This window comes from Curtobacterium sp. MCPF17_011 (genome assembly GCF_003234145.1).
Taxonomy (GTDB): domain Bacteria; phylum Actinomycetota; class Actinomycetes; order Actinomycetales; family Microbacteriaceae; genus Curtobacterium.
The window spans coordinates 37,650-61,657 of the sequence record NZ_QKSK01000009.1; the positions used below are offsets into that span (position 1 = coordinate 37,650).

Annotated in this window: 20 protein-coding genes; 6 read left to right on the forward strand and 14 right to left on the reverse strand. The window is 70.8% G+C overall.

Annotated elements, in window-relative coordinates:
- Positions 1-130: 130 nt before the first annotated feature.
- From DEJ25_RS12240 to DEJ25_RS16750, 5 genes are all read right to left on the reverse strand, one after another.
- Positions 131-1,054, reverse strand: a complete 924-nt coding sequence (locus DEJ25_RS12240; RefSeq protein WP_110903129.1) for an ABC transporter substrate-binding protein — start codon at positions 1,052-1,054, stop codon at positions 131-133.
- A complete protein-coding gene (locus DEJ25_RS12245) occupies positions 1,051-1,779 on the reverse strand; it encodes an ABC transporter permease (RefSeq protein ID WP_110903128.1) in 729 nt (242 codons plus the stop codon). Before DEJ25_RS12245 ends, DEJ25_RS12240 begins: the two co-directional genes overlap by 4 nt.
- The gene (locus tag DEJ25_RS12250; protein ID WP_110903127.1) at positions 1,776-2,492 is read right to left on the reverse strand and encodes an ABC transporter permease; all 717 of its coding nucleotides are present in this window, start codon (positions 2,490-2,492) and stop codon (positions 1,776-1,778) included. Before DEJ25_RS12250 ends, DEJ25_RS12245 begins: the two co-directional genes overlap by 4 nt.
- Complete coding sequence (locus DEJ25_RS12255; protein ID WP_111044857.1) at positions 2,489-3,394, reverse strand: ABC transporter ATP-binding protein; 906 nt, start codon at positions 3,392-3,394, stop codon at positions 2,489-2,491. The genes DEJ25_RS12250 and DEJ25_RS12255 overlap by 4 nt, the downstream gene beginning before the upstream one ends.
- A gap of 179 nt (positions 3,395-3,573) precedes the next feature.
- Positions 3,574-4,221, reverse strand: a complete 648-nt coding sequence (locus DEJ25_RS16750) for a TetR/AcrR family transcriptional regulator (RefSeq protein ID WP_181421522.1) — start codon at positions 4,219-4,221, stop codon at positions 3,574-3,576.
- Between the two features lie 211 nt (positions 4,222-4,432).
- On the opposite strand from DEJ25_RS16750, the gene DEJ25_RS12265 reads away from it, so the two are divergent.
- Both DEJ25_RS12265 and DEJ25_RS12270 read left to right on the forward strand, forming a co-directional pair.
- Complete coding sequence (locus DEJ25_RS12265; protein WP_375334559.1) at positions 4,433-5,515, forward strand: App1 family protein; 1,083 nt, start codon at positions 4,433-4,435, stop codon at positions 5,513-5,515.
- Between the two features lie 70 nt (positions 5,516-5,585).
- Complete coding sequence (locus DEJ25_RS12270; RefSeq protein WP_258366497.1) at positions 5,586-7,511, forward strand: glycoside hydrolase family 15 protein; 1,926 nt, start codon at positions 5,586-5,588, stop codon at positions 7,509-7,511.
- 104 nt (positions 7,512-7,615) lie between these two features.
- On the opposite strand, the gene DEJ25_RS12275 is transcribed toward DEJ25_RS12270, so the two are convergent.
- The 6 genes from DEJ25_RS12275 to DEJ25_RS12300 form a co-directional block, all read right to left on the reverse strand.
- Positions 7,616-8,989, reverse strand: coding sequence for a glucose-6-phosphate dehydrogenase (locus DEJ25_RS12275; protein ID WP_111044859.1), 1,374 nt, complete (start codon positions 8,987-8,989; stop codon positions 7,616-7,618).
- Positions 8,990-9,215: 226 nt separating this feature from the next.
- On the reverse strand, positions 9,216-9,632 hold the full coding sequence (locus DEJ25_RS12280; protein WP_110903122.1) for a cytochrome c oxidase subunit 4: 417 nt from the start codon (positions 9,630-9,632) through the stop codon (positions 9,216-9,218).
- 5 nt (positions 9,633-9,637) lie between these two features.
- The gene (ctaD, locus tag DEJ25_RS12285) at positions 9,638-11,377 is read right to left on the reverse strand and encodes a cytochrome c oxidase subunit I (protein WP_181421521.1); all 1,740 of its coding nucleotides are present in this window, start codon (positions 11,375-11,377) and stop codon (positions 9,638-9,640) included.
- 12 nt (positions 11,378-11,389) lie between these two features.
- Entirely contained in the window at positions 11,390-12,292 is a 903-nt protein-coding gene (coxB, locus tag DEJ25_RS12290; RefSeq protein WP_110903121.1) for a cytochrome c oxidase subunit II, read from the reverse strand.
- 358 nt (positions 12,293-12,650) lie between these two features.
- Positions 12,651-13,019: an iron-sulfur cluster assembly accessory protein gene (locus DEJ25_RS12295; RefSeq protein WP_110903120.1), complete on the reverse strand. Its 369-nt coding sequence runs from the start codon at positions 13,017-13,019 to the stop codon at positions 12,651-12,653.
- 104 nt (positions 13,020-13,123) lie between these two features.
- Positions 13,124-14,602, reverse strand: coding sequence for a dipeptidase (locus DEJ25_RS12300; protein ID WP_111044860.1), 1,479 nt, complete (start codon positions 14,600-14,602; stop codon positions 13,124-13,126).
- Between the two features lie 51 nt (positions 14,603-14,653).
- On the opposite strand from DEJ25_RS12300, the gene DEJ25_RS12305 reads away from it, so the two are divergent.
- Positions 14,654-15,229: a DUF3043 domain-containing protein gene (locus DEJ25_RS12305; protein ID WP_258366248.1), complete on the forward strand. Its 576-nt coding sequence runs from the start codon at positions 14,654-14,656 to the stop codon at positions 15,227-15,229.
- 370 nt (positions 15,230-15,599) lie between these two features.
- On the opposite strand, the gene DEJ25_RS12310 is transcribed toward DEJ25_RS12305, so the two are convergent.
- Genes DEJ25_RS12310 through hisD form a run of 3 tightly spaced genes read right to left on the reverse strand, consistent with a single transcriptional unit; the run spans position 15,600 to position 18,475 of the window.
- Complete coding sequence (locus DEJ25_RS12310) at positions 15,600-16,667, reverse strand: quinone-dependent dihydroorotate dehydrogenase (RefSeq protein ID WP_375334560.1); 1,068 nt, start codon at positions 16,665-16,667, stop codon at positions 15,600-15,602.
- On the reverse strand, positions 16,664-17,155 hold the full coding sequence (nrdR, locus tag DEJ25_RS12315) for a transcriptional regulator NrdR (RefSeq protein ID WP_110903118.1): 492 nt from the start codon (positions 17,153-17,155) through the stop codon (positions 16,664-16,666). The genes DEJ25_RS12310 and nrdR overlap by 4 nt, the downstream gene beginning before the upstream one ends.
- 12 nt (positions 17,156-17,167) lie before the next feature.
- Complete coding sequence (hisD, locus tag DEJ25_RS12320) at positions 17,168-18,475, reverse strand: histidinol dehydrogenase (RefSeq protein ID WP_111044861.1); 1,308 nt, start codon at positions 18,473-18,475, stop codon at positions 17,168-17,170.
- Between the two features lie 80 nt (positions 18,476-18,555).
- On the opposite strand from hisD, the gene DEJ25_RS12325 reads away from it, so the two are divergent.
- The 3 genes from DEJ25_RS12325 to DEJ25_RS12335 are packed head-to-tail and all read left to right on the forward strand — an operon-like array spanning position 18,556 to position 23,935.
- Positions 18,556-19,926 carry a hypothetical protein gene (locus DEJ25_RS12325; RefSeq protein ID WP_110903116.1) on the forward strand — a complete coding sequence of 457 codons (1,371 nt, stop codon included), beginning with the start codon at positions 18,556-18,558 and terminating at the stop codon, positions 19,924-19,926.
- Positions 19,923-21,362, forward strand: a complete 1,440-nt coding sequence (locus tag DEJ25_RS12330) for a glycosyltransferase family 2 protein (RefSeq protein ID WP_111044862.1) — start codon at positions 19,923-19,925, stop codon at positions 21,360-21,362. The genes DEJ25_RS12325 and DEJ25_RS12330 overlap by 4 nt, the downstream gene beginning before the upstream one ends.
- A complete protein-coding gene (locus DEJ25_RS12335) occupies positions 21,362-23,935 on the forward strand; it encodes a glycosyltransferase family 2 protein (protein ID WP_111044863.1) in 2,574 nt (857 codons plus the stop codon). Before DEJ25_RS12330 ends, DEJ25_RS12335 begins: the two co-directional genes overlap by 1 nt.
- Positions 23,936-24,008 lie beyond the last annotated feature (73 nt).

The following is a 24,008-nucleotide window of genomic DNA, read 5'->3' on the forward strand; positions in this document are numbered from 1 at the left end:
ACGGCACAATCGTGCGGAACATGTGTCACGCACGGCTGACCCCGGAACGCCGACAGGCGCCGGGCTCGATGCCCGACGCCTGTCGTCGAGATCCCCGCGCAACGACGCGGGGACCGGGTGTCCGTGGGACCTAGAGCAGCCCCTCGTCGGTCAGGAAGTCCTTCGCGATGGTCGAGGCCTTCTCCTTGTCGACGGTGCTCTTGGTGTTGAGCTCGATGAGCGCCTCGGTCGTCAGGACCTTGCTCACCTCGTCGATGTCGGCCGCCGCCTTGTCGTCGACCTTGCTCGAGACCACCGGGGTGACGTTCTGCGGAACGATCAGGTTCTTCGGGTCCTCGAGCGTCACGAAGTCGTTCGCCTTGATGCTCGGGTCGGCGGTGTAGATGTCCGCGAGCTGCACGGTGCCGTCCTTCAGCGCCTTGACCGTCAGGGCCCCGCCGGAGTCCTCGATCGCCTTGGACTGGACCGTCACGCCGTAGACCGACTTCAGACCCTTCGGACCGTACGGGCGGGTCTGGTTCTCCGAGTTCGCGCCGACGGTCAGGGTGCCCTTGACCTTCGACAGGTCGGCGAGGCTCGTCACGTCGTTCTCCTCGGAGAACTCCTTCGTGACGGTGTAGCTGTCCTGGTCGGTGGCCTCGGCGGCGTCCAGGGCACGGAGCCCCTTCGGCAGGGAGCTCTTCAGGCCGGCCGTGATCTCGGACTCGGACTTCGCGGTCGAGTCCTTGTCGAAGTACTGCAGCAGGTTGCCGCCGTACTCGGGCATGACGTCGATCGCGCCCTTCTCGAGCTGCGGGAGGTAGACCTCGCGCTGCCCGATGTTGAAGTTCCGCTTCACCTGGAAGCCGTCCTTCTCGAGGACCTGGGCGTAGAGCTCGGCGATGATCTCGTTCGAGTAGTACTGCTGCGACCCGACGACGATCGTCTTCGAGTCCGAGGACGAGCTGGAGCCGCTGTCGAGCGGGCTGCTGGAGGAGCAGCCGGCGAGGGCGGCGGCCACGCCGACGGCGACCGCGGCGGCGATGCCGGCGCGGAGCTTGGGTGCTGTGATCACGAGGGGGTTCCTTCCGGGATGGGGGTGTGGGGCCGCTCACGCGATCCCGAGCGTCGCCGCGTCGGGCGGTCGGCGATGCCCGCGGGCACCACCGCCCGCTGGAGCACGGAGAAGACGATCTCGAACGCGATCGCGAGTGCGATCACGAGGATGGAGGCACCGAGCATCATCGCGTAGTCCTGGGTCTTGAGCCCGAGGAACACGTACCCGCCGAGCCCACCCGATCCGACGTAGGCGGCGAGGGTGGCGGTGGCGACGACCTGGAGCACGGCGGCGCGGACACCGCCGACCAACAGCGGCAGTCCGAGCGGGATCTCGACCTTGGTCAGGATCTGCCACCCGGTCATGCCCTGCGCGCGGGCAGCGTCGACGGTGACCGGTTCGACGGACTCGATGCCGGCGTACGCACCGGCGAGCACCGACGGGATCGCGAGCACGACGAGTGCGAACAGCGGCGCCTGCAGGTTCGCGCCGAGCAGGAGGCCCACCAGGGTGAGCACACCGAGCGTCGGCAGGGCGCGGATGCCTCCGGAGAGGGCGATCGCGAAGCCCCGTGCCTTGCCGGTGTGGCCGATCGCGTAGCCGATCGGGATCGCGATCACCGACGCGATGACGACGGCGAGCAGCGAGATCCAGACGTGTTCCCACAGTCGCTCGGAGACACCGTCGGGACCGGCGTAGTTCGCCGGGTCGAAGACCCAGCCGAAGGCCTGTCCGATGATCATGCCGTGAGCTCCGCAGACTGGAGCACGCGGCGGGCCGCACGCTTCGAGGGCGCCGATGGACGCGTCCACGGCATCACGATCCGACCGAGCAGCACGAGCAACCCGTCGGTCGCGAACGCCAGGACGAGGACCATCACGACACCCGCGACGATCTCCTCCGGGATGTTCCGGCCGATGCCGTCGGTGAAGAGCGATCCGAGGCTCTGGACACCGAGCACCGCACCGACCGTGGTCAGCGAGATCGTGGACACCGAGACGACCCGGAGGCCCGCGAGCAGCACCGGACCGGAGAGCGGCAGGTCGACGCGGAAGAACCGCTGCGCTCCGGAGTACCCCATCGCGGTCGCCGCCGACGTGGTGGCCGGGTCGACCGAACCGAGGCCGTCCACGGTGGACCGGACCATGAGGGCGAGGCCGTAGAGCGTCAGGCCGATGACGATGTTCACGGGGTCCTGCAGCCCGGTGCCGATGAGGCCCGGCAGCGCGATGAACAGCGGCAGCGACGGGACGGCGTAGAGCAGCCCGGCGAACGTGACGATGCCTCCGCCTACCCCGCTGCTGAGCCGGCGTGCGCCGGGTCGCCGGAGTCGGACGACGAGCCACCCGATCGGGATCGACAGCAGGAAGGCGATGATGATCGGCGGGATCGCGATCGCCAGGTGCGCGACCGTGTCGTCCCCGATCGTGTCGAGGTTCGACAGCACCCACTTCACCGGGTGCTCCCACCCTGCGCCGCAGCACCCGGGACGCTGGGCGTCCCGGCCTCGGAGCGGACAGCGGCAGCGGCGTCGACGACGCCAACGGGGCTGGTGAGGACGCCGGCGGCACGGCCGTCACCGTCCACGACGACCGGACCGGTCGGGGTCTGCTCGACCCGGAGGGACCGGCGGCCCCGTCTGACGCCGATGAAGTTCGCGACGAAGTCGTCCGCCGGCGCGGACAGGATCTCCGCCGGCGTCCCCTGCTGGGCGATCTCGCCGCCCTTCTTCAGGATGACGACCTGGTCGCCGAGTTTGAAGGCCTCGTCGATGTCGTGCGTCACGAACACGACCGTCTTGCCCAGCTCACGCTGCAGCCGGATCAGTTCGTCCTGCAGGTCGTTGCGGACGAGCGGGTCGACGGCGCCGAACGGCTCGTCCATGAGCAGGATGTTCGGGTCGACCGCGAGACCGCGAGCGACGCCGACCCGCTGCTGTTGCCCGCCGGACAGCTGCGACGGGTAACGATCGGCGAGCGACCGGTCGAGGCCGACCGTGTCCATCAGCTCGAGCGCGCGCTTCCGCGCGTCGGCCTTCGAGACGCCGGTGAGCAACGGCACCGTCGCGATGTTGTCCACGACCCTGCGGTGCGGCAGCAGACCGGCGTTCTGCATGACGTAGCCGATCCGACGGCGGAGCTGCACCGGGTCGACGCCCGCGATGTCCTCACCGTCGATCTCGACGGACCCCGAGGTCGGGTCGATCATCCTGTTGATCATCCGGAGGAGCGTGGTCTTGCCACAACCGCTCGAGCCGACGAACACCGTCGTGGTCCGCGAGGGGATCACGAGGTCGAACGACTCGACAGCGTTCGTGCCGTCCGGGTAGGTCTTGCGCACCGAGCGGAACTCGATCATGGGTGCCCTTCTTGGTGGAGGTAGCCCGACTCCGGACGACAGTACAGTGCGGAGCCCATAGCGGTTCGGTCGTGACGGCGCATGACGCCTGGCGGACATCGACCCCAGGTCCGCGCACTTCGGACACGAACGCCCGCCCCTCCGCGACAGAGGGACGGGCGTCCGAGGTGGGTCAGCGGTCAGGAGGCCCCGATCACCGACTCCAGGTACGGCCGGCTCATCGCGCGGTACGCCGCGATCAGCTCGGTGTCCGGGTTCTCGCGGTCCACGTGCGCACGGGCGAGGACCGCGTGCGCGGACTCGGCCAGCACGACCCAGGCCCGGTTGATCGCCTCGGACTGGGGCAGGTCGAAGCGCTCGCGCATCACGGTGCCGACGGCTCCGCCGAGTGCGGCGAGTCGGTCGGCGTCCTCGTCACCGGACGTGGTGTCGATGTCGGCGAAGCGGATCGCCCGGAAGCCGGGCTCGGTGCGGTACATCTCCGCGGTCATGTCGACGAGCGCGTCGCAGCCCTCCTGCCACGTCGTGGCGCCGGAGGCATCGAGCGTCTCGACGAACCGGGCGGCGAGGCGCTGCGTGCACCGGACGGCCAGGGCCTCGACCACGGCGATCCGGTCCGGGAAGTACCGGTAGACCGTGCCGATCGACGCACCGGCACGCTCGGCGACCATGGCCGTCGTGAGCCGCTCGAAGCCGATCTCGTCGATGACCGCGGCCGCCGCGTCGAGCAGACCTGCGAGGCGCGCCGAGCTGCGGGCCTGGACCGGCTCGTTCCTGAGCAGTGATGATCCCCCCGGCAGTGCGTTCGAAACCTCGGTGACGAGCACGTGAACTCCTTCTCGCGGTGACCGCGGGCTGACTGACTGAGACGGCAACTCTCGCAGACGCCGCCTTGGTCTTGGCTGCGATTCCCCGGGTGTCGGGTCCATGACCCCGTTGCGGGACCACCCCGCATGGGATGATGGTGCGATGCCCGAGTCGACGCCTCCGGACCCTGCCGCGCCCCGGGCAACCACCCCGCAGCGGGACGCACGGTCCGTGGAACGCGAGCACGACCGCCGCGAACAGTCGCCCTGGGGCATCCAGCAGTGGGAGACCGCGATCCCGGAGCCGATCCTGCACCGGGCCGCCCGCATCGAGGACGCCGTGCAGGAGTACCGCGAACAGCACGCCCGGAAGCGCGGCCAGGTCCCGACCGTCATCCCGTACACGGGCTACGGAGCCCCGGGGTGGGTCCGCGTGCTCTGCCGGGTGCTGCTGACCCGCCGCGGCCTGGCGTCGGACGTCTCGTACACGGGCGTCCGCGGGTGGCGCAGCTTCACGAGCGTGGCCGTCGACCACGCCGAGGTCACCATCTCGGCCGGCGGCAGCACGCACACCGTCCAGAGCGACCGCGGTGGTGTGGTCGACGCGATCGTCCCGATCGACCTCGAGCCGGGCTGGCAGACGATCCGACTGTCCGCTGGCGGCATGCGCGACGTGGACGCCGACGTCTTCGTGGTGCATCCGGACACCCGCTTCGGCCTGCTGTCGGACATCGACGACACCGTGATGGTGACGAGCCTCCCCCGCCCGATGCTCGCCGCCTGGAACTCGTTCGTGCTCACCGAACACGCCCGCCGTCCCGTGCCGGGGATGTCGGTCCTCTACGAACGGATCCTCGCGCAGCACCCGGGCGCGGCGACCGTGTACCTCTCCACCGGTGCGTGGAACGTGGCGCCGACCCTGCAGCGCTTCCTGACCCGGAACATGTACCCGTCCGGCACCCTGCTGCTCACGGACTGGGGCCCGACCCACGACCGCTTCTTCCGGAGCGGACAGCAGCACAAGCAGGACAACCTGCGGCGCCTCGCGCGGGACTTCCCGGACATCCAGTGGCTGCTCGTCGGTGACGACGGACAGCACGACGAGCACCTCTACGGCGAGTTCGCTCGCGAGCACCCCGAGAACGTCGCCGCGGTCGCGATCCGACAGCTGTCGACGAGCGAGGCCGTCCTCGCCGGTGGTCGATCGCGCGCCCAGGAGCGCACTCGGGACTCCACCGTGCCGTGGGTCTACGCCCCGGACGGCGCCGGCCTCTGGACCGAGCTCGGACGCGTCGGGATCGCCGACCTCGACTGACCCGGGCTCTCAACCGACCCGGGCTGCTGTCGGCTGTCGGCCGCGCCGCCGAAGTCATGCCGGGAGCGATCTGAACGCACCTTCAGCGCAGCCGCGTCCGGGGTGCGGGTGGTTCGATCAGGGCATGGCTCAGCGCATCGAGGACCACGCCCTCATCGGGGACTGTCACACGGCCGCACTCGTCACCCGGGACGGTGACGTCGACTGGGCGTGCCTGCCCCGCTTCGACAGTGCGTCGACGTTCGCGGCACTGCTCGGCGACGAGCACGACGGTCAGTGGTCGCTCCGCCCCGCCGACCCCGACGCGACCCCGGTCCGCCGACACGACGGCGACTCCCTCGTGCTCTCGACCGTGTGGACCACCACGACCGGCGTCGTCGAGGTCACCGACTTCATGCCGGTCGACGCGCACCGGGCCACCATCGTCCGGCGGGTCCGCGGGCTCACCGGGACGGTCGAGATGCGCCAGGTCCTGCGCATCCGCTTCGGCTACGGGGACGTCCTGCCCTGGATCCGTCAGGTGGGCAACGACGACGAACCGGTCCTCGTCGCGACCGCCGGTCCGGACGCCGTCGTCGTCCGGGGCCCACGCTTCCGGGCGGACGACCACCGGCACACCGCCACCACGACCATCGCGGACGGCGACGTCCTCGACACCGTCCTCACCTGGTACCCCTCCCACCGTGAGCCCCCGGAGCCGTTCGACGTCGGCGCCGCCCTGCACCACACCCGCGACTGGTGGCACGACTGGACCTCCCGCACCCGTGCCGAGGGCAGGTACGCGTCCGCCGTCCGCAGCTCGCTGATGTACCTGCGCGCCATGACCCACGCCGAGACCGGGGGTGTCGTGGCGGCCGCCACCACGAGCCTCCCGGAGGACCCCGGCGGCGAACGCAACTGGGACTACCGCTTCGTGTGGCTGCGTGACGCGTCGATGGCGCTCGCGTCCCTGATCGCCCACGGGTACCGCGACGAGGCGTCACACTGGCGGGCGTGGCTGCTCCGCGCGATCGCGGGTGACCCCGACGACGTGCAGATCATGTACGGCATCGCCGGCGAACGGGACCTGCCGGAACGGACGCTCGACCACCTGGCCGGGTACGCGGACTCGAAGCCGGTGCGGGTCGGCAACGGCGCGTACACGCAGTACCAGGGCGACGTGTTCGGAGAGGTCCTGGCAGCGCTGCACGACGCCCGCGAGCTCGGCGTCGAGGAGAGCGGCGCCTCGTGGTCCCTGCAGCGTGCGCTCCTCAGCCACGTCGAGGAGCACTGGCAGGAGCCCGACAACGGCATCTGGGAGATGCGCGGACCGCGGCGACACTTCACCCACTCACGCGCGATGATCTGGGCCGCGTTCGACCGCGGGGTCGCCGCGTGCGAGGAATTCGGCCTCGAGGGGCCCGTCGAGCGCTGGCGGACCCTGCGCGACCAGGTGCGCGCGGAGATCGAGGAACACGGATGGAACGCCGAGCGCGGCGCCTACCGGCAGCACTACGACACCGACGAGGTCGACGCGAGCCTGCTCGTCCTGCCACAGATCGGCTACTGCAAGCCGGACGACCCGCGGATGCTCGGCACGGTCGCGGCCATCGAGCAGGACCTCCGCGTCGGCGACGACGGGCTCCTGCTCCGGTACCGGACGTCCTCCGGCTTCGACGGTCTCAGCGGCGCGGAACACCCGTTCCTGGCCTGCTCGTTCTGGCTCGTCGAGCAGTACGCGGGGTCCGGTCAGATCGCGGACGCCGAACGACTCATGGACGTCCTGGTCGGCTTCGCGAACGACGTCGGCATGCTGTCGGAGGAGATCGACGTCGCGACCGGACACCACATCGGCAACACCCCGCAGGCGCTCTCGCACCTGACCCTCGTGACCGCGGCCGATGCGATCGCACGTGCACGGGGAGCGGCCGCCGGCCACCGGACGCGGTCGGCGCAGCGCGACGGCGGGACGTGGAGCGTCACCGGCGCGGGCGAGCGGGCCGGACGGCCGGCCTGACACGACCGGGCCCACCGTTGGACTCTGCCGACGGTGCGCCCGCACGGACGGGAGGCCCGGTGCCAGCTGGCACCGGGCCTCCCGTCATGCGGTTCTCGCGTCGGTCAGGAGGAGCTGACCCACTCGGCAGGGCCGCGCGAACCGGCGCGGTACTCCTCGAGCGGGACTGCTCCGGACTTCCATGCGGAGACGACCGGCTCGACGATCTCCCAGCAGCGCTCCGCGACGTCGCCGCGGATGGACAGCAGCGGGTCGTCGTGGAAGATGCCGTTCAGCACCTCACCGTAGGGGGTGAGCTCGCCGTCGTCGAACGAGGACGACAGGGTGACCTGCCCCATCTCGAACGGGTTGCCGCCGCCGTTGGCCGAGACCGACAGCTCGATCTCGTCCGGGTTGAGGACGATGCGCAGCGTGTCGGCCTTCGGCCGCCCGGTCAGACCGGAGGGCAGGCGCGTCACGGGCTTGAAGGTGATGAGCACCTCTTTCCGGCTGGCGCCGAGCGCCTTGCCGGAGCGGAGGGTGAAGGGGACGCCGGCCCAGCGGGCGGTGTCGACCTCGACCTCGATCTCGGCCAGCGTCTCGGTCCCGCGCGACGGGTCGACCCCGTCCTCCTGCTGGTACGACGGCAGTTCCTTGCCGTCGATCGTGCCGGCCGTGTAGACCGCGCGGCGGGAGGCGATGGTCGCGTCGTCGCCCTTGAGGCGGGTCGAGCGGAGGACCCGGGCGAGCGAGGAGCGGAACTCGACGGAATCGATCGCCGCCGGGGCGTCCATCGTGACGAGCGCCAGGATCTGGAGCAGGTGCGACTGGATCATGTCGACGAGGGCGCCGGCCTCGTCGTAGTACTGCGCGCGGTTCTCGAGGCCCAGGGTCTCGTCGTAGAAGACGTCGACCTTCTCGATGTTGTCCGCGTTCCAGATCGGCTCGAACATGCGGTTCGCGAAGCGCAGACCGATGATGTTGAGGACCGTCGTGCGGCCGAGGAAGTGGTCGGTGCGGTGCACGCGCTCCTCGGGGACGAGCTCGAGGACCGTCTTGTTGAGTGCCTCGGCACTGGCGACGTCGGTGCCGAAGGGCTTCTCGAACGCCAGCGTCGTGCCCTCGGGGAGCTCGACGTGCTGCAGCGCCTCGCAGATGTCGGAGGCGATCTGCGGCGGCAGCGCGAAGTACAGGATCGGCTCGGCCTCGGCCGCGTCGAGCAGGGCCTTCAGGTGATCCGGGTCGGTGGGGTCGCCCTGGATGAACTTCGTCGAACCGATGGTCGCATCGACCTCCGGGCCGGCCACGTCCTGCGACGCGAACGACTTCGTGACGACGTCCTTCCACTGCTCCTCGCTGCGGGCGCTGCGGCCCGTGCCGATGAGCTGGACCGGGACGGAACGGCCGCTCTGCAGGAAGGTGCCGAGACCCGGCAGGAGGAGGCGGGAGGCGAGGTCGCCGGTCGCGCCGAAGATGATGAGCGTGCGCTTGTCAGTCACCGGAGGTGACTCCTTTCGCTTGTGGACGGTCCGCAGGACCTGCGGCCGCGGTCATGCGGTCCTCAGGAGCCAAGGTCCATCGTGCCCGGGAGATTCCCGGGCCGTTCCAGATGGTGGTCGGACGTGTTCTTGTTCGGTGCGTGCTTCCGGTGGCGGCGGTCCGCCTGCCCCGGACGCAGTTCGGGCGGCACCGAGATGGTGCCGCCCGAAGCGTGTGTGGCGTGGGTCAGTGCCCGAAGTTGCCGCGGTAGTACTCGTAGACCCAGCCGACGAGCGTGATCGCGACGAGCACGAGTCCGATCGGCACGATCCAGAGGCCGGCGGCGACCCCGAGGAACACGAGCGCGATCGCTGCGGCGAGGAACAGCGGCCACCACGACCACGGGCTGAAGTGCCCGAGCTCGGCGTCGCCGTCCTCGATGTTGGCGTCCTGGCGGTCCTCCGGCAGCACCCCGCCCTGGGCCGACATGACGCGACCCAGGTAGAAGGCGATGAAGGCGGACATGATGCCGGTCAGACCGATCGACAGGGTGCCGACCCACTCGACCGAGCCGTAGTAGATCATCGACCAGATCGTGTACGCGGCGTCAGCGAGCACGAAGAAGACGAACAGGATCCAGAACAGATTGGTGTTGGCGCGCATGGTGGCTACTTCACCTCGCCCTTCGCGGCGTCGTAGGTCGGAGCGTCAGGTGCGTCCTTCGCCGGGCCCACGCCGACCGGCACGCCGGCCTCGGGGTGGTTCAGGTCGAACGCCGGGGACTCGGAACGGATCCGCGGGATCGAGGTGAAGTTGTGACGCGGCGGCGGGCAGGAGGTCGCCCACTCGAGCGAGCGGCCGTAGCCCCACGGGTCGTTGACGGCCACCTTCGGAGCGTTCCGCGCGGTGACGTAGACGTTGAAGATGAACGGCAGGAACGAGATGCCGAGGATCATCGAGCCGATCGTCGACACCTGGTTCATCCAGGTGAAGCCGTCGTTCGGCAGGTAGGTCGCGTACCGACGGGGCATGCCCACGACGCCCAGCCAGTGCTGGATGAGGAACGTGGTGTGGAACCCGACGAACAGCAGCCAGAAGTGGATCTTGCCGAGGCGCTCGTTCAGCATCTTGCCGGTGAACTTCGGCCACCAGAAGTAGAAGCCGGAGAACATCGCGAACACGACGGTGCCGAAGACCACGTAGTGGAAGTGTGCCACGACGAAGTACGTGTCGGACACGTGGAAGTCGAGCGGCGGGGACGCCAGGATCACGCCGGTGAGACCACCGAAGGTGAACGTCACGAGGAAGCCGATGGCCCAGAGGATCGGCGTCTCGAACGTCACCGAACCGCGCCACATGGTGCCGACCCAGTTGAAGATCTTCACGCCGGTCGGGACCGCGATGAGCATCGTCATCAGCGAGAACCACGGCAGGAGGACGCCACCGGTGACGTACATGTGGTGCGCCCACACCGTGACCGAGAGGGCCGCGATGGTGATGGTCGCGTAGACCAGGGTCTTGTAGCCGAAGATCGGCTTGCGGCTGAACACCGGGAAGACCTCGGACACGATGCCGAAGAACGGCAGCGCGATGATGTAGACCTCGGGGTGGCCGAAGAACCAGAACAGGTGCTGCCAGAGCAGGGCACCGCCGTTGGCCGGGTTGAAGATCTGGGCGTCGAAGACACGGTCGAGACCGAGGCCGAACAGCGCGGCGGCGAGGACCGGGAAGGCCATCAGCACGAGGAGGCTCGTGACGAGCACGTTCCACGTGAAGATCGACATGCGGAACATCGTCATGCCCGGGGCACGCATCGTGATGATCGTGGTGATGAAGTTGACCGCACCGAGGATCGTCGAGAAGCCCGTCATTCCGAGCCCGAAGACCCACAGAGTCCCGCCGAGCCCTGGTGTGAACGTCGTGTCACTCAGTGGCGCGTAGGCGAACCACCCGAACGAGGCTGCACCCTGCGGGGTGAGGAAGCCACCGACGGCGATCGCGCTGCCGAAGAAGTACATCCAGAAGGCCAGGCCGTTCAGACGCGGGAACGCGACGTCCGGTGCACCGATCTGGAGCGGCATGATCGCGTTCGCGAAGCCGGAGAACAGCGGCGTCGCGAACATCAGCAGCATGATCGTGCCGTGCATCGTGAAGAGCTGGTTGTACTGCTCCTTGGTCGCGACGACCTGGAGCCCCGGCTCGAACAGCTGCGCGCGGATGACGAGCGCCATGATGCCGGCCAGCAGGAAGTAGAGGAACGAGGTGATCAGGTACATGTACCCGATCGTCTTGTGGTCGGTGGACGTCGCCCACCGAACGATGATGTTGCCCTTGCGGCCGACCTTCGACGCCTGGAAGTCCGGCGTCGAAGGCCTGGTGGTCGCCTGGCCGACGAATGACGTTGTCATTGAGACGCGCCCTTACTTCTTCTCGCTGGACGCCTCGGCAGGCGCCTCGTTGTTCGGCTGGTTCGTGTTGGTGTCGTACTCGTTGCCGAGCAGACCGACCTTGCCCTGGTCCTTGAGGGACGAGAGGTAGTCGTCGTACTTCGCCTGCGACACGACCTTCACCTGGAAGAGCATGAGGGAGTGGTACTCACCGCAGAGCTCGGCGCACTTGCCCTGGTAGGTGCCTTCCTTCTCCGGGATGAAGTACTCGTAGTTCGTACGACCCGGCAGCATGTCCTTCTTGTAGAGGAAGTCGATGACCCAGAAGGAGTGGTTGACGTCGCGAGAGCTGAGCTCGATCTCGACCTTCTTGCCCACCGGCAGGTACAGCGTCGGGAGGAGCGACTCGTCGATGGCGCCGCCACCGTTCTCCTCTTCCTGGGCCTGGATGCCCTGGTAGTAGACGCTTTCCTTCGGGTTGTCCTTGTTGATGTAGTTGAAGTCCCAGCCCCAGCGCTTGCCGTACACGTGCACGGTGGCATCGGGCTGCGCGAACGGCTTCTCGATCGCTTCCTGGTCCTTCGCGGTGAAGGCGAAGAAGCCGAGGACGAGGATCAGCGGCACGATCGTGTAGAAGATCTCGAGCGGCATGTTGTACCGCATCTGCACCGGCAGGCCGGTCTGGCCCTTCCGGCGGCGGTACACGATCGCGGCCCAGATGATCAGGCCCCAGACGATCAGACCCACGGCCAACAGGACGATCCAGCTCGTCGTCCACAGGCCGACGATGCGGCTCGTGTGGTTGGTGACGTCCTTCGTCTGCTCCGTGCCCGGGAGCCATCCGTTCATCTGCTGCTGCGTGCAGCCAGCCAGTGCGATGACCAGACCGACGGCCACCGGCACGGCCGCCCAACGTATACGGCGATTCGAACGCACTGTTACCTCTCGGAAAGACGTGGCCCGGGAACCGGTCGTCGTGCGACCGGCGCCGACGGTGACCCCGTCGACGAGCACCGAGGTCAGCCGCAGGGCTGACGCGTGGGTGACTCCCAGCTTGGTTGGAACACTCCTAGCCTACTCGCAGCCATCGACACCGAGCGCACAACCGACACGCGTTGTGGACGGAAACGGCGCTGCGAGGGGCGGTTTCCCCTGGTCATCTGCGTCGGCGGTGATGTCCGTGACGATCGAGATGCGGGAACGCGAACGGGGAGCGGCCGTCTCGGCCGCTCCCCGTTCGCGTGTCGTCGCTCCCCCGCGTGTTCCGCGGCCCAGCGACCAGCCCGTCCGGTGATCAGTGGAAGCTGTCACCACATGCGCAGGAGCCCTGCGCATTCGGGTTGTCGATCGTGAAGCCCTGCTTCTGGATCGTGTCTTCGAAGTCGATCGTGGCGCCGTCGAGGTACGGGACGCTCATCTTGTCGACGACCACTTCCACCCCGTCGAACTCGGCCGTGGCGTCACCGTCGAGGAGTCGCTCGTCGAAGTAGAGCTGGTAGATGAGACCCGAGCAGCCGCCGGGCTGGACGGCGAGGCGGAGGCGCAGGTCGTCGCGGCCTTCCTGCTCGAGCAGGCTGGCGACCTTCGCCGAGGCCGCGTCGCTCAGCAGCACACCGTGCGACTTGGCGTCGGTCGCTGCTTCGGTCGTGATGGTGTCGCTCATCGACGTCTCCCTTGCTGGCGGTGTCGTTCACCGGCCGTCGCGTCGATTCTAAGCACGTGCACCGACGAGCGGGGTCCCGATCCAGGACCTGCGGAGGACGGGGGTCACCCGCGACCCTGCAGCCGTGCCAGGAGGATCGCCTCCGAGACGATCGCGCGGTGCAGCACGCCGAGGTGCTGGGACTCGTTCGGGCTGTGCGCCCGCGTGTCGGGGTCCTCGACACCGGTGACCAGGATCTGGGCCTCGGGGAACTCCGCCGCCAGGTCCGACACGAACGGGATCGACCCACCGATGCCCTGCTCCACCGGGGCCGCGCCCCAGCCCTCGGACATGGCCGTGCGGGCCTCCTGGACGGCCCAGCCGGTCGCGTCGACCAGGAACCCGTCGCCGGCGTCGACCTCGGTGATCTCCATGCGGGCACCGAAGGGGACGTGCGCACGCAGGTGGGCCTCCACCGCGGCGAAGGCCTCCGTCGCGGCCTGGCCCGGGGCGACGCGGACCGACACACGCGCCGCGACCGTCGGGATCAGCGTGTTCGAGGCGTTCGCGACGCTCGGGACGTCGAGGCCCGTCACCGTGATCGACGGCTGGAACCACATCCGCGACAGCACCGGACCGCTGCCCACGGGCTGGGCACCGTCGACCAGGGCGGCCTCGGTCGCGAAGTCCGACTCGGACCGCTCGGGCACCGGGGCGTCGTGCGCCGTCAGACCGGACACGGCGACCGCGCCGTCGTCGTCGTGCAGCGAGGCCAGCAGGCGCACCATCGGCATCATCGCGTCCGGGGCGGCGCCGCCGTACATGCCGCTGTGGCTGGCGTGCTCGAGCGTCGTCACGGTGAGCTTGAACGTCGTGTTGCCACGGAGCGACACCGTGATCGCCGGCACCTCGGTCGACCAGTTGTCACTGTCGGCCACGACGATGACGTCCGCGGCCAGGTGCTCGCGCTGCTCGCGCAGGAAGGTGCGGAACGAGCGGGAGCCGAACTCCTCCTCCCCCTCGATGAACAGCACGATGCCGACGTCCAGGTCCTCGCCGAACTGGGCGTGCACGGCCCGGAGTGCGGCGACGTGGGTCATCACGCCGGCCTTGTCGTCCGAGGCACCGCGCCCGTAGAGCCGGTCGCCGCGCAGGGTCGGCTCGAACGGCGGCGTCTCCCACAGCGCGTCGTCGCCCTGGGGCTGCACGTCGTGGTGGGCGTAGAGCATCACCGTCGCCTTGCCGTTCCGGGCCGGCCGCACCGCCAGGACCGCCGGCTGCCCGAGCTCGACGGACTCGTCGCCCGGTGCCACCGTGTCCGCGTCGGCGGGCGTGTCGCCCCCGACCGCGGAGCGCACGATCCGGACCTCGTCGAACACCTGGGTCGAGCGCACCAGCTCGGCCACGGCCTCCGCGTTCCGGCGCACGTGCGCCGGGTCGAACGCCGACCACGACACCGACGGGATGCGCACGAGTGCGGACAGGTCGGCGATCGTGGCGGGCAGCGCGCCGTGCACGTGCTCGCGCAGCGCCGCCAGCAGAGCGGGGTCGGTCGCGGGCGCCTGGGGCCCCGCTGCGGAGGTGTGCTTCTCGGTGTCGGTCATGGCCGGTAATCTAGAGGACGTCCAGCACGCAGAGCGCCGTTAGGAACGACCGTGGCGAAGGCAACCCCCAAGACCAACGTGACCGTGAACCCGGCCGACGACGAGCTCGTCGCGCACGGCAAGGGTCGCCCCACGCCCTCGCGCCGCGAACGTGAAGCCGCCAACAAGCGCCCGATCGTCGGCAACAGCCCGGCGGACAAGAAGGCCGCTCGCTCGCGTCTGAACGGTGATCGCGAACGTGCCCGCGTCGGCATGGCGAACGGCGAAGAGCGCTACCTGCCGGCCAAGGACCGCGGCGAGCAGCGCCGGTTCATCCGCAACTACATCGACGCGCGCTGGAACGTGGGCGAGGTCATGATGCCGGTGCTCATCCTGTTCCTGCTCGTCGGGTTCCTCGCGGCGCAGACCGCTGCTGCCTCGTACTCACTGCTGTTCGTCTGGGCGTTCGTGCTGCTGTTCGTCCTCGACTGCGCCGTGCTGTGGTTCGCGCTGCGCCGGAAGTTCGCCGCGACCGGGCAGGAGTTCCAGCGTGGGAACTTCCTCTACATCCTGACCCGTGCGTGGCAGCTCCGGTTCCTCCGCCTGCCGAAGCCGCAGGTCAAGCGCGGGCAGTACCCGACGCTCTGACCTCGTTCCGTTCGAGCGCCGCAGCGCCGTCGACCTCCGGGTCGGCGGCGCTGCGTCGTGTGGGGCCGGCGGTGCGGCCCGGCCTCCCGGCCGAGACGCCGCCGAGTGCGTGAGACGCCGCCGAAATCCGCGGCGTCTCACGCGGAAGGCGGCGTCTCGCCGAGACGCCGGCGCCAGCGCCCGCCCAGCCGACGGGAGGCTCGTGGCGGCCCCGCCACGAGCCTCCCGGCCGAGACGCCGCCGTATGCGTGAGACGCCGCCGAAGTGCGCGGCGTCTCGCGCGGAAGGCGGCGCCTCGCGCGGAGCGCGGCGTCTCACCGAGACGCCGGCGCCGCGACGCGCCGCACGAAGCCACTTGCCAGGCGCGGCCTCAGCGTCGCCGCAGGCGCTTCCGCCGCAACCGGTTGATGCGCATCGCCCAGGTCGGCCCCTCGTAGAGGAACGCCGTGTAGCCCTGCACCAGCGTGGCACCGGCGGCGATCCGGGCCTGGACGTCGGCCTCGGAGGTGACGCCACCGACCGCGATGACGCAGAACCCGGCGGGCACCGCAGCGCGCACGCGACGCAGGACCTCGAGGGAGCGGGCACCGAGCGGCGCTCCGGAGAGTCCCCCGGTACCCATCGCCTGCACGTCCGCATCGGGCGTGGTGAGGCCCGTGCGCTCGATCGTCGTGTTCGTCGCGATGACCCCGGACAGCCCGAGCTCGACCGCGAGTCCGGCGATGGCGTCGATCTGCTCGTCGGTCAGGTCCGGGGCGATCTTCACCAGGACCGGCGTCCGGCCGGCGGCGTCGTGCACCGCGGCGAGCAGCGGTCGGAGTTGGTCGAGTTCCTGCAGGCCGCGGAGGCCCGGGGTGTTCGGCGAGCTGACGTTGACGGCCAGGTAGTCGGCGAAGGGGGCGAGCAGCCGCGCGGACTCGAGGTAGTCCTCGACCGCGTCGTCGACGGAGACGACGCGGCTCTTGCCGATGTTGACGCCGATCACCGGTCGGCCCGGGTTGCGGCGCGCACGCTCGAGTCGGCCGGCGGCCTTGACGGCACCGTGGTTGTTGAACCCCATCCGGTTGATCAGCGCCCGGTCCGGGATGAGTCGGAACAGCCGGGGTCGTTCGTTGCCCGGCTGGGGGCGCGCCGTGATGGTGCCGACCTCGACGTGCCCGAAGCCCAGGACGCCGAGTCCGGCGATGCCACGGGCGTCCTTGTCGAACCCGGCGGCCAGACCGAAGCGGGACGGGAAGTGGATCCCCATCGTGGTGATGCCGTCCTCGGCGGAGGGCCTGGCGTACCGCTCCACGGCACCACCGATGACGGGCACGTGCGGGAGGAGCCGGATGACGCTGAACGCCAGGTGGTGCGCGCGCTCGGGGTCCATCTTTGCGAAGACGTTCCGGAAGACCATCCCGTACCCGGCGCGGACGAGGGACTCCAGGCCGCTCACGCGCTGGCGCCGTCCGCGGGACGATCCGCACCGGACGCGCTGTGGTGGTCGATGCGCAGCTGGCCGATGGCGTCCTCGAAGTCCTCGAGGGAGTCGAACGCCTGGTAGACGCTGGCGTACCGCAGGTAGGCGACCTCGTCGAGTTCGCGCAGCGGGCCGAGGATCGCCAGACCGATGTCGTTCGCCTCGATCTGGCTCGCGCCGGAGGACCGGACGATCTCCTCCACACGCTGCGCGAGCACCGCGAGGTCCGAGTCGGTGACGGGTCGACCCTGGCAGGCCTTCCGCACGCCCGAGATGATCTTCTCGCGGCTGAAGGGCTCGAGGACACCGTTGCGCTTCACCACGTTCAGTGAGGCGGTCTCGGTGGTCGAGAACCGTCGTCCGCAGTTCGGGCACTGGCGGCGTCGGCGGATGGAGGTTCCGTCGTCGCTCGTCCGGGAGTCGACGACACGGGAGTCCGGGTGGCGGCAGAAGGGGCAGAACATGGCGCCCTCAGGCTAGCGGTTCGTGCGCTCGGACACGGCGGCACCGTGCGCCGGCAGCTGCTCTTCGGTCGAGAGCGCGACGATGTGCGGCGCGACCTCGGCCAGGGCGGCCGCGGTGTACCGGATCACCTGCTGCGGGCGCAGGAAGGTGGACGCGGACAGCCCGGCCCCGAAGCGCGCCTGGCCGCCGGTCGGCAGGACGTGGTTCGACCCGGCGAGGTAGTCGCCCAGGCTGACGGGGGTGTCCGGTCCGACGAACACCGCACCGGCGGCGTCGATGTCGGCGAGCACCGCGTCGTCGTCCGCCGTCTGGATCTCGAGGTGCTCCGGCCCGTAGGCGTTGCTCACGGTCGCGGCGTCGGTCAGCGAGTCGACCAGGACGATCACCGACTGCGGTCCGTCCAGGGCGGTCTGGAGGCGCGCAGCCGTCACGAGCACCGCCGTCCGTTCCGGGATCGCCGCCTCCACCGCGTCGGCGAACGCCGCCGACGTCGTGACGAGGACGCTGCCGGCCTGTTCGTCGTGCTCGGCCTGGCTGATGAGGTCGGCCGCGACGTTCCCGGCGTCGGCGGTGTCGTCGGCGATGACGAGGATCTCCGAGGCGCCGGCCTCGGAGTCGATGCCGACGATGCCGCGCACCAGGCGCTTGGCGGCCGCGACGTAGTTGTTGCCCGGACCGGTCACCAGGTCGACGGGCTCGAGGCCGATCTCCGACACGCCGTGGGCCAGCGCCCCGATCGCGCCGGCACCGCCCATCGCGTAGACCTCCTGCACGCCGAGGAGCCCTGCCGCAGCGAGGATCGTCGGGTGCACCGCGCCGCCGTGGTCGCGCTGCGGCGGGGACACGAGCGCGATCGACCCGACGCCGGCGACCTGGGCGGGCACGACGTTCATGACGACGCTCGAGGGGTAGACCGCCTTGCCACCGGGCACGTAGAGCCCGACACGACGCATCGGCTGCCAGCGCTGGTGGACCTCGGCGCCGTCCGCGAGGGTGGTCACCGACGGCGACGGCACCTGCGCGGCGCTCGCGGCGCGGACGCGGCGGATCGCCTCGTCGAGCGCGGTACGGAGCTCGGGGGTGAGTCCGGCGACGGCGGCGGCGATCTCGGCGGCCGGCACCCGGACGTGCTCGGGTGCGCCCCCGTCGAAGCGTTCGGCCTGCTCCCGGAGCGCGTCGGCACCGCGGTCGCGGACGTCGTCGACGAGCACCCGTGCGGCGTCCACCGCATGCCCGACGTCGCCTGCGGCACGCGGCATGAGTCGGAGGAGTTCGGCACGGCCGGGGAGCCCGCCACGGAGGTCGATTCGCTGCATCATGAGGGCTCCGAGTCTAGTGATCCGGCCATCACCGGGCCGGATCCCCGGGCCGCGGGACCGTCCCGGTAACGTGAGCGTCGATGAACTTCGAGAAGGCCCGTCGGCTCGTTGCCGACCTGGTCCGTGTGAACGAGCGCTACGCCCGCGACGGGCACTACCGCAACGACGTCCGGGAACGGCTCGGACGCACCGCCTCGCGGATCGACGTCGGCGTCGCCCGCCGCGAGCGCGACCGCGCTCCCCGCGCGGCTCGCCCGTACGAGGGGCTGGTCGAGACGAGCCTGGCCCTGGCCGGCATCCGCACCGCCGCCCGCGAGCCCGAGGTCGTGCTCGTCGTCGACGAGTTGCGCGACGGGGCTGCCTTCGCCGGCGTGCAGACCGCCCTCGCCGTCGCGATCGCGCTCGGGGACCGCCTGGGCCGGCGCGTCCGGGTCGTCATGGTCCGCTGGACGACGCCGGGCAACAGCGTCGCAGCGGCCGAGGCCCTCGTCGCCGACCGCTTCCCCGACACCCGGGTCGACGGACGCCCGGGTGTGCGCGTCGTCCGCCGCGAGGACGTGCTCGACACGGTGTTCGGGACGCAGGACATCTGGCTGGCCACGCACTGGAAGACGGCGCACCCGCTCGACGTCGCCGCGACGGCGGGTGTCGTCGCCCGCGAACGGGTCGTGTACCTCGTGCAGGACTACGAGCCGGGCTTCAGCGCATGGTCCACCGACTACGCCGTCGCCGCGTCGACCTACCGTGCCGGCTTCCGGATGCTCGTGAACTCGGAGCCCCTGCGTCGGTACCTGGCGGACGTCGAGGGCATCGACATCGCCTCGGCCGCGACGTTCGCGCCGCACCTGGACGTCGAGCTGCTGGAACGGGTCGCCGCCGCCCGACGCCCGGTCGCCGAGGACGGCGGGGTCGTCCGCGTCCTCTTCTACGGGCGACCGAGCAAGCACCGCAACCTCTTCCGCCTCGGCGTTGCCGCGCTCCGGATCGCCGTGCAGGAGCTGGCTCCGGACGGCATCCGGGTCGAGTTCCACTCCGCCGGTGAACAGCACTCGGACGTCGAGCTCGACGGGGGGGCCGGTGACGTCAAGCTGGTCTCGCACGGCACGATGCCGTGGGACGACTACTTCCGGTTCATCGCCTCCACCGGGGTGGTGCTCTCGCTGCAGCACAGCCCGCACCCGAGCCACCCGCCGTTCGACGGCGCGATCTCCGGGGCACGGGTCGTGACCAACGAGTTCCGGGGCACGCGCGCCGGGCTGCACCCGAACCTCCAGGCCGTCCCCACCGACGCCCGCTCGCTCGGCCTCGCGGTGGCCGACGCCGTCCGGCGGGTCGCCGCGGACGGACCGACCGGGTTCGTCCCGCTCGCCGACGGCGCCCTCGGCGGGCCGCTGGACGCCGCCGTCGACGCGCTCGGCGCCGCACTCGAGACCGAGGAGGAGAACCGATGACCCGCACCACCCTCGTCGTCGTCCCCGTGTACGGCGACCTCGAGTCGCTGCTGCGCTGCGTGGACGGGCTGCTCGAGCACCTCGACATCACAATGCACCGCGTGCTCCTCGTGAACGACTGCGGCCCGGACGCGGACGCCATCGAGCGCGCCCTGCTGGAGCGCACCGGCGAGCGCCCCGGGTTCCGGTACGAGCGCAACGACCGGAACTTGGGCTTCGTCGGGACGTGCAACCGTGCCGTCACCGAGCTCGACACCGGCGCTGACGCCGTCCTGTTGCTCAACAGCGACGCGGTGCCGACCGCCGGGTTCCTCGACGCCATGCTCGCGGTCCTCGACGAGGACCGCACCGGTGTGGTGACGGCCCGCAGTGACAACGCCACGATCGCGAGCATCCCGTACCGCCTGGCGAACCGTGGCGCGGCCCGGACCGAAGCCCGGACGCGTGCGGTCTGGGGTGCCCTCGCCCCGCTGCTGCCGGTGTCCCAGGTGATGCCCGTCGCGATGGGGTTCTGCTTCCTCACCCGTCGCGAGCTCGTCGCGGAGCACGGGCTCTTCGACGAGGCATTCGCCCCCGGCTACGGGGAGGAGAACGACTACTGCCTGCGCATCGCGGAGCACGGCTGGCTCGCCAAGATCGCGAACCGGGCCCTCGTCCTGCACGCGGGCGGCAAGAGCTTCTCCGGCAACCGCAACGCCCTCCGTGCGGCACACCAGCGCGAATTGGAACGGCGGTACCCGTTCCTGCCGGACGCGGTCGCTGCGTACCAGCGACACGGCATGACCGCGACGGAGCGGTTCGCCGACGCACTCGTGCCCAGTGGGTCGGCGCCGCGCCTCGCAGTGGACCTGCGGCACGTCGCGGACGCCGGCGCACTGGCCCGCGACGTCGATGCGGTCTTCGGGGACGATTTCGCCCTGGAGGCACGGCTCCCCGCCGGCACGACGGCTCCCGCCACGTGGACCGTCACCACGGCGGACCCTTCGCCCGACGACCTGGTCACCGTCGCCGTGCTCGTGGACCCGACGCCGGCCGAGGTCGTCGCCGCGAACCGTCGCGCGCTGCACCTCGTCGTCGTCCGGTCCGCTCCCCCGGCGGTCCCCTGGTCCTCGCGGGCACACCGGTCCGGTGCCGACACCGTCGCGGCCGTCGTGGACCGTTTCGCCGAGGTCGTCGCTCCCGGCGAGCTCGCCGCGGCGCGGGCGGGCCTCGACGCCCGGATCGCCGCTCCGCTCGCAGACCGGTCGGCGGCGCTCGAGGAACGGTGGTCGGCCCTGCTGCCCCTCGACGTCACCGCCGCCGACGTCGTCGCGGACAGCGACTCCGACGAGGTCGGACGACTGCGCCGCGAGCTCGACGACCTGCGCGGCAGCCGGTCGTTCCGCACCGGACAGGCGATCGCCAAGGTCGCCTCGCGTCTGCCGGGTCGCCGCTGATGGCCGACCGTGGGGGCATCGGCCGGGTCGCACGGCGGTTCGCCCGGCAACTGCGGGGGCCCGAGAAGCCCCTGACCGTCGCCGACCGACTCGACCGCTGGGCACGACGCATCGCCGAGTTCGGCGTGCTCGACCGCGAGTACCTCGAGGCGCAGACGGGACGGACCTTCGCGACCGACGAGGAAGCGACCGCCTTCTACGTCCACAACGACGGGCAGCGGGGTCTGTCGCTCAGCCCGCTCATCGAGCACGAGTGGATGCGCGAGCACCAGCCGGCACCCGCGATGTCCTGGTACGACGCGCTGCACCAGGAGGGACCGGAGCTCTTCCAGACCGGACCGCTCTTCGACGCCGGCGTGTACGCCGCCTCGGTGCCGGCGCCGCACCGCCCGGCGTCCACCCTCGATGCACTGCGTCAGTTCCTGCGGAACGCGACGGACGCGACCGCGCTCCCCGTGCCTCCCGGCCGTCGTGGCCCGGCACCGACCTGGGGAGCCGCACGCGCCGCCGCGATGCAGGGCGCTCGCGAGTTCGCCGCCGCCCAGCACCGGACGCGCCGTCGCTACCGGTCGTCCTGGGACGGGCCCGAGACGCTCGACCTGTCGGCGCGCTACCCACGTGGGGACGCCCGCCGCGACGCCGAGCAGCCGCTCGTCTCCGTCGTGCTGCCGGTGTACCGACGGGCCGACGTCGTCGGCGCAGCGATCGACTCGGTCCTCGCCCAGGAGCACACCACCTGGGAGCTCCTGGTCGTCGACGACGGGTCGGGCGACGACACCGTCGACGTCGTCCGCGCCCGTGCCGCCGGCGATGCGCGCATCCGGCTGCTGGAACGGGAGAACGGCGGAGCCGCCGCGGCACGGAACACCGGACTGGCCGCCGCGACCGGCTCGTTCATCGCCTTCCTCGACGCCGACAACACCTGGCGTCCGCAGCACCTCAGCGCCGCCCTCGCGGCCCTGCTCGAGGGCGACGCACCCGGTGTGCACACGGGGCTCCGGATGACCGGGGCGAACAACGCCGATGACGCCACCGCCCCGGTCGAGACGTTCCGCGGCGAGGACGGCACCCGCGAGGACCTGCTCGCCGGCAACTTCATCGACCTCAACGCCCTCGTGGTGCGTCGTGACGTCGCCGACGCCGTCGGCCCCTTCGACGAGGACCTGCGCCGGTGGATCGACTGGGAGTGGCTGCTCCGCATCGCAGCACACGCTGCGGTCCCCGAGTACGTCCCGGTGATCGGGGTGGACTACGACAACGTCCGCGACCCCCGCCGTGTCTCGTCGGGCCAGCCGGCCTCGTGGCAGGAGGTCGCGCTCGCGCGGCACCGCATCGACTGGGACGCTCTCGCCGCGGCCGCCCCCGACCGGGTGCGTGACCGGGTGTCGGTCGTGATGCCGGTCTTCCGCGACTGGACGATGACCCGGCGGGCCGTCGACACCGTGCTCGGCGCCGCCGACCACGACGGCGACGACGTCGAGGTGGTGGTCGTCGACAACGGCTCACCGCGCTCGGTCTCCGCCGTCCTCGACGCCTGGTTCCGCGGCGACCCGCGGGTGGTGCTCCAGCGGGAGGACCGGAACCGCAACTTCGCGCTCGGCAGCGACCTCGGACTCGCACGCACCACCGGCGCGGCCGTCGTGATGCTCAACAACGACACCGAGGTGACACCCGGCTGGCTCCGACCCCTCGTCACGGCGCTCGACGACCCGACGGTCCTCGGTGTCCAACCGCTCCTCGTCTACCCGGACGGTGTCGTCCAGGCCGCCGGCACCGTCTTCGGCGGCGACAAGGTCCTGCCGTGGCACTTCCTCGCCGACCACCCGCGGTACGACGCGGACCGTGCGTTCCGGACCCCGGCCTCCCGGCGGTTCACGGCGATCACCGCGGCGGCCGCGGCCTTCCGGGCCGACGACCTGATCCGCTGGCACGGCTTCGACCCCGTCTACGCGAACGGGCTGGAGGACGTGGACCTGTGTCTGCGCGCCCTCGCCACCGCCGAGCCGGGGGCCGCGTTCGTCGTCGAACCGGCCTCGGTCGTCGTCCACCACGAGAGCCGGACACCGGGACGGGACGACGCGCGGATCGAGAACCGCCGCGTGTTCGACGAGCGGTGGCGCGGGCGCTACCCGGACGCCGATGCGGCCGACCGGTACGAGGGCGTTGGGCTCCAGTACCTCGGAGTCGAGCCGGGCCTGCCCAAGGGACACGCCGTGATGGTGCGGTCGTCGCGGCCGGTCGTCGTCCGCGAGCCGGGCGCCACGGGTTTCCGGGTCGCGCTGAAGCACGACGGGACCCGACCCGCGGACGTGACCGCGCTCGTCGGTGCGCTGGAGAGCGCGGGACATGCCGTGCAGGTCGACATGCCGACGTCCTGGTACCGGGGGGCCAGTGGGCTCGACGACGTGACCGTGCTCGTCGCCGGGAGCGATTCGTCCTGGGTACCGCAGCCGGGGGCTCGCAACGCCGTGTGGCTCGCCGCGGGAGAGCGTGTGGCGGACGGGGACTTCGCGGTCGTCGTGGCGGAGCCCAGCGCGGAGGCGGTCGTCACGGCACTGGCACCCGTCCCCTGAACGCGGGCTTGTCAGACGTTCACCGCGTTCCGAGGACTCTGATGTCTCCCGTTCACCTCGGGCGCGCATCATC